The organism is Pseudomonas sp. GM55 (assembly GCF_000282395.1).
Classification (GTDB): domain Bacteria; phylum Pseudomonadota; class Gammaproteobacteria; order Pseudomonadales; family Pseudomonadaceae; genus Aquipseudomonas; species Aquipseudomonas fluorescens_CC.
Window position 1 is genome coordinate 1 of record NZ_AKJJ01000121.1, and the last position, 5,969, is coordinate 5,969.

Annotated in this window: 6 protein-coding genes; 5 read left to right on the plus strand and 1 reads right to left on the minus strand. The window is 61.6% G+C overall.

Going from position 1 to position 5,969, the window contains the following annotated elements; genetic code table 11:
- Positions 1–30: 30 nt before the first annotated feature.
- Entirely contained in the window at positions 31–327 is a 297-nt protein-coding gene (locus tag PMI31_RS25220; protein ID WP_008022154.1) for a DUF1330 domain-containing protein, read from the minus strand.
- 70 nt (positions 328–397) lie between these two features.
- Between PMI31_RS25220 and ribBA the strand changes: the two genes are divergently transcribed.
- From ribBA to PMI31_RS25245, 5 genes are all read left to right on the plus strand, one after another.
- Entirely contained in the window at positions 398–1,507 is a 1,110-nt protein-coding gene (ribBA, locus tag PMI31_RS25225; RefSeq protein WP_008022155.1) for a bifunctional 3,4-dihydroxy-2-butanone-4-phosphate synthase/GTP cyclohydrolase II, read from the plus strand.
- Between the two features lie 302 nt (positions 1,508–1,809).
- Positions 1,810–2,835 carry an ABC transporter substrate-binding protein gene (locus PMI31_RS25230; protein WP_008022157.1) on the plus strand — a complete coding sequence of 342 codons (1,026 nt, stop codon included), beginning with the start codon at positions 1,810–1,812 and terminating at the stop codon, positions 2,833–2,835.
- Complete coding sequence (locus PMI31_RS25235) at positions 2,832–3,776, plus strand: ABC transporter permease (RefSeq protein ID WP_008022158.1); 945 nt, start codon at positions 2,832–2,834, stop codon at positions 3,774–3,776. The genes PMI31_RS25230 and PMI31_RS25235 overlap by 4 nt, the downstream gene beginning before the upstream one ends.
- A gap of 6 nt (positions 3,777–3,782) precedes the next feature.
- A complete protein-coding gene (locus tag PMI31_RS25240; protein WP_007976227.1) occupies positions 3,783–4,592 on the plus strand; it encodes an ABC transporter permease in 810 nt (269 codons plus the stop codon).
- 17 nt (positions 4,593–4,609) lie between these two features.
- The gene (locus PMI31_RS25245; protein ID WP_008022160.1) at positions 4,610–5,764 is read left to right on the plus strand and encodes an ABC transporter ATP-binding protein; all 1,155 of its coding nucleotides are present in this window, start codon (positions 4,610–4,612) and stop codon (positions 5,762–5,764) included.
- Positions 5,765–5,969 lie beyond the last annotated feature (205 nt).

Genomic DNA, 5,969 nt, shown 5'->3' on the forward strand with positions numbered 1-5,969 from the left:
CGAAGAAACGGATATGTACTCAGTCGCCATTCAGAGCGATTCCACACCCTCAACAATAATCACCTCAGCCAAAGCCACCCCTTCACGATACCCCCTAGCCTCCTGATACAACGCCGAGTGATAGCAAGCCACCGCCTGCTCATAGGAATCAAACTCAATCACCACACTGCGTTGCGGCACAGACCGACCCTCCATCGCCTCACTACGCCCACCCCGCGCCAAAATCCGACCGCCATACAAGGCAAACGCCTTCGGCGCCCGCTGAGTGTATTGGCTGTATTGATCGGGATCGGTGACATCCACATGAGCAATCCAGTACGCCTTCATAGTGACCTCTCGGTTTATTTTGTATTATGGTATACCACATTACCTATCCAACAAATACCGAGACTCCAGCATGGCCTTCAACAGCATCGAAGAAATCATCGAAGATTACCGCCTCGGCAAAATGGTCCTGCTGGTCGACGATGAAGACCGGGAAAACGAAGGCGACCTGTTGCTGGCCGCCGATTGCTGCACCCCCGAGGCAATCAGCTTCATGGCCCGTGAAGCCCGAGGCCTGATCTGCCTGACCTTGACCGACGAACACTGCAAACGCCTGGGCCTGGAGCAGATGGTGCCGAGCAATGGCAGTGTGTTCAGCACCGCATTCACCGTGTCCATCGAAGCCGCCGTCGGCGTGACCACCGGTATCTCCGCTGCAGATCGTGCGTGCACCATAGCCGCCGCCGTCGCCGCCAACGCCGGCCCTGCCGACATCGTGCAACCCGGCCATATCTTCCCGTTGCGTGCCCGGGAAGGCGGCGTGCTGACCCGCGCCGGTCATACCGAGGCCGGTTGCGACCTGGCCCGCCTGGCCGGCTTCACGCCGGCTTCGGTGATCGTCGAAGTGATGAACGACGACGGCACCATGGCCCGCCGCCCCGACCTGGAAGTGTTTGCGCGCAAGCACGGGATCAGGATCGGCACCATCGCCGACCTGATCCACTACCGTCTCAGCACCGAACACACCATCGTGCGCATCGGTGAACGTGACCTGCCAACCGTGCATGGCACCTTTCGTCTGATCACCTTTGAGGATCTCATCGAAGGCGGTGTCCACATGGCCATGGTCATGGGCGATCTGCGCCGCGATGAGCCGACGCTGGTGCGCGTGCACGTGATCGATCCGTTGCGCGACCTGGTCGGTGCCGAGTACAGCGGGCCGAGCAACTGGACCCTGTGGGCGGCCTTGCAGCGTGTCGCCACTGAAGGCCACGGCGTGGTGGTGGTACTGGCCAATCACGAATCCTCGCAAGCGTTACTGGAACGTGTGCCGCAATTGACCCAGCCGCCCCGGCAGTTCAACCGTTCGCAGTCGCGGATCTACTCGGAGGTGGGTACCGGTGCGCAGATCCTGCAAAACCTTGGCGTGGGCAAGCTGCGCCACCTTGGGCCGCCACTGAAATATGCGGGCTTGACCGGGTACGACCTGGAAGTGGTGGAGAGTATTCCGTTCATCGAATGATCGACCCACTGTAGGAGCTGGCTTGCCAGCGATGGTCGTCAACGATAACGCGCGTTGCCTGGATCAATGCGGTGCATTTGGGTCCATCGCTGGCGAGCCAGCTCCTACAAAGGGCAATTCACATTCCTGAAAAACCGTTTTTGGCTGATAGCCGGTACGGCAAAGTGCTTGCACAAAGTTTGGAATACCATAATATGATATTCCATAGACCGGACAGTCAGAACTGACTCGACGGACCTACTGCTCCCGATAGGCGGGCACTCAAAAGCCCCGCTCATAAACACAACAATGAGGGCGTGAAAATGGTGTTGAACAAACGTGCGACCGCGGTTCTTTTTGCGGGACTGCTGAGTGTGACCAGCCAGGCATTGCTGGCGGCTGAAAGCGTCAACTTCGTGAGTTGGGGCGGCAGCACCCAGGATGCGCAAAAGCAGGCCTGGGCCGATCCGTTCAGCAAGGCCAGCGGCATCACCGTTGTGCAGGATGGCCCGACCGACTACGGCAAACTCAAGGCCATGGTCGAAAGCGGCAACGTGCAGTGGGACGTGGTCGACGTCGAAGCCGACTTCGCCCTGCGCGCCGCCTCCGAAGGCTTGCTCGAACCCCTCGATTTCAAAGTCATCGAACGTGACAAGATCGACCCGCGTTTTGTCTCCGATCACGGCGTCGGCTCGTTCTTCTTCTCCTTCGTCCTCGGCTACAACGAAGGCAAGCTCGGCGCCAGCAAACCTCAGGACTGGTCCGCCCTGTTCGACACCAAGACCTACCCCGGCAAACGCGCCCTCTACAAATGGCCAAGCCCAGGCGTGCTCGAACTGGCGCTGCTGGCCGATGGCGTGCCGGCCGACAAGCTCTACCCGCTGGACCTGGACCGCGCGTTCAAGAAGCTCGACAGCATCAAGAAAGACATCGTCTGGTGGGGTGGCGGCGCGCAGTCGCAGCAGCTGCTGGCCTCCGGTGAAGCGAGCATGGGCCAGTTCTGGAACGGCCGGATCCACGCCCTGCAGGAAGACGGCGCCCCAGTCGGCGTAAGCTGGAAGCAGAACCTGGTCATGGCCGACATCCTGGTCATTCCCAAGGGTTCGAAAAACAAGGACGCGGCGATGAAGTTCCTGGCCAACGCCAGCAGTGCCAAGGGCCAGGCGGACTTCTCCAACCTGACCGCCTACGCCCCGGTCAATGTCGACAGCGTGCAGCGCCTGGATTCGGTGCTGGCCCCTAACCTGCCGACCGCTTACGCAAAGGATCAGATCACTCTTGATTTCGCGTACTGGGCCAAGAACGGTCCGGCCATCGCGACACGGTGGAACGAATGGCTGGTCAAATGAAAATGACGGCAACCGCGCCTCATCCATCCACAGCCACCGGGAGCGCCACTGGCGCTGCCGGTTCGGCACCCGACCAGACCGTTGCCAGGCAACCCTCGCCGTCGCTGAAACAGCGTTGGCGTGGCGCCAGTAACCTGGTCCCGGCGCTGCTGTTTCTCGGCCTGTTCTTCCTGGCGCCACTGATTGGCCTGCTGTTGCGCGGCGTGCTGGAGCCGGTGCCGGGCCTGGGCAACTACGAGCAACTGTTCGCCAACTCGGCCTATGCGCGGGTACTGCTCAACACCTTCTCGGTGGCCGGCCTGGTGACCTTGTTCAGCCTGTTGCTGGGCTTCCCGCTGGCCTGGGCGATCACCCTGGTGCCTCGCGGCTGGGGGCGCTGGATCCTGAACATCGTGCTGCTGTCGATGTGGACCAGCCTGCTTGCCCGCACCTACTCCTGGCTGGTGTTGCTGCAAGCCTCCGGGGTGATCAACAAGGCGCTGATGGCGCTGGGCATCATCGATCAACCGCTGGAGATGGTGCACAACCTCACCGGCGTGGTGATCGGCATGAGCTACATCATGATCCCGTTCATCGTGCTGCCGTTGCAGGCGACCATGCAGGCCATCGACCCGATGATCCTGCAGGCGGGTTCCATCTGCGGCGCCAGCCCCTGGACCAACTTCTTCCGGGTGTTCCTGCCGCTGTGCCGGCCGGGGCTGTTCTCCGGCGGCCTGATGGTGTTCGTGATGTCTCTCGGTTACTACGTGACCCCGGCCTTGCTGGGTGGCGCGCAGAACATGATGCTCCCCGAGTTCATCATTCAGCAGGTGCAGTCGTTCCTCAACTGGGGCCTGGCCAGCGCCGGCGCCGCGTTGCTGATCGTGATCACGCTGGTGCTGTTCTACTTCTACCTGAAGCTTCAGCCGGAATCCCCGGTTGGCGCCAGCAACGCGAGGTAAGCCGTCATGCTCCTGACTCCCAATGCCATGAGCCGGCGCATGCGCTTCGGCCTGTACGCCACCACCGGGCTGATCGGTCTGTTCCTGCTGCTGCCGATCGTGTTCATCGTGCTGCTGTCGTTCGGCTCGTCACAATGGCTGGTGTTCCCGCCTCCGGGCTGGACGCTGAAATGGTACGGCCAGTTCTTCTCCAATGCCGACTGGATGAACGCGGCGATGGCCAGCCTCAAGGTCGCGGTGCTGACGACATTCTTCGCCGTTGCCTTGGGTCTACCGACTGCGTTCGCCCTGGTTCGCGGCCGCTTCCCCGGCCGGGAAATGCTCTACGGCCTGTTCACCCTGCCGATGATCGTGCCCCTGGTGATCATCGCCGTGGCGGTGTACGCGCTGTTCCTGAAACTGGGCTACACCGGGACCATGTTCGCGTTCGTGGTCAGCCACGTCATCGTCGCGTTGCCGTTCACCATCATCTCGATCATCAACTCGCTGAAGCTGTTCGATCAGTCGATCGAGGATGCGGCGGTGATCTGCGGCGCCTCGCGCCTGCAAGCGGTGTTCAAGGTGACCTTCCCGGCGATCCGTCCGGGCATGGTGGCCGGCGCCCTCTTCGCCTTCCTCGTCTCGTGGGATGAAGTGGTGCTGAGCGTGATGATGGCCAGCCCGACCCTGCAAACCCTTCCCGTGAAAATGTGGACCACCCTGCGCCAGGACCTGACGCCCGTGATCGCCGTCGCCTCGACGCTGCTGATCGGTCTCTCGGTCTTGGTCATGGTGATCGCCGCCGCTCTGCGCCGGCGCAACGAAATCAGCGCCTGAGCGCCCAGGAGTACGACATGAGTGCAGTGATCAAAGATTCCGCGCAGCAAAATGACAAGCCCCTGGTCAGCCTGCGTAACCTGAACAAGCACTACGGCGACTTTGCCGCCGTGGACAACATCTCGCTGGACATCAAGGACGGTGAATTCCTCACCTTCCTCGGCTCCAGCGGCTCGGGTAAAAGCACGACCCTGTCGATGCTCGCCGGCTTCGAAACCCCGAGCAGCGGCGAGATTCTGGTCAGCGGCCAGTCGCTGGTCAATGTGCCGCCACACAAGCGCGACATCGGCATGGTGTTCCAGCGCTACTCGCTGTTCCCGCATCTGTCGGTGCGCGACAACATCGCCTTCCCGCTGGCCATCCGCAAACTTGCCGCCGCCGAACGTGACAAGCGCGTCGACGCGATGCTGAAACTGGTGCAACTGGAGCAATTCGCCCACCGCCGCCCTTCGCAACTGTCCGGTGGCCAGCAGCAACGCGTCGCCATTGCCCGGGCCCTGGTCTATGAGCCACGCATCCTGCTGATGGACGAACCGCTGGGAGCACTCGACAAAAAACTGCGCGAAGACTTGCAGGATGAACTGCGTCAGCTGCACCGGCGCCTGGGCATCACTATCGTCTACGTGACCCACGATCAGGAAGAAGCCATGCGCCTGTCCCAGCGCATCGCGATTTTCAGCCACGGCAAGATCGTTGGCCTCGGCAGCGGCTATGACCTTTACCAGAACCCGCCGAACGCCTTTGTCGCGTCGTTCCTCGGCAACTCGAACTTCCTCAAGCTCAAGGCCCAGGGTAATGCCGTAGCGACCTTCGAAGGCCAGGCGCTGTCGATCCGGCTCACGGCTGGCCTGCAAACCAATCAGGACGTGCTGCTGATGGTGCGTCCGGAAAAAGCCCTGGCCCTGAGCAATGAACAAGCCATTGCCGAACCGCTGGCCGGCGGCTGGAACGAAGTCTCGGCCAAGGTCGTGGAAGTGCTGTTTCTCGGCGAAAGCCAGACCTGCAGCGTGGTCACCGCTGGCGGCACCTCGATGACGGTCAAGGCACTGTCCGCTGCCGGCATGCCGCTCAAGTCCGGTGATCCGGTCAGGGTGCGCTGGGCCACGGCGGACGCCTGCGTGTACACCGAATGGGCCGAAAGCGACCTGAACAAGGCTGCCGGCGCTCACTGATCCATTGGCCTGCGCGTGCGGGCCACTATAATGAGTCACCCTCGGGCCACCACAACGTCGGGTTGTGGTGGCCTTTTTTCTGGTTCTTTCACGGCTTTGGAGTTCACATCATTTCGACTCGGACGCGGTCCCCTGTAGGAGCTGGCTTGCCAGCGATGGTCGTTAACGATAACGCTGTAAACCGGATAAACGCGGCGCACTTGAG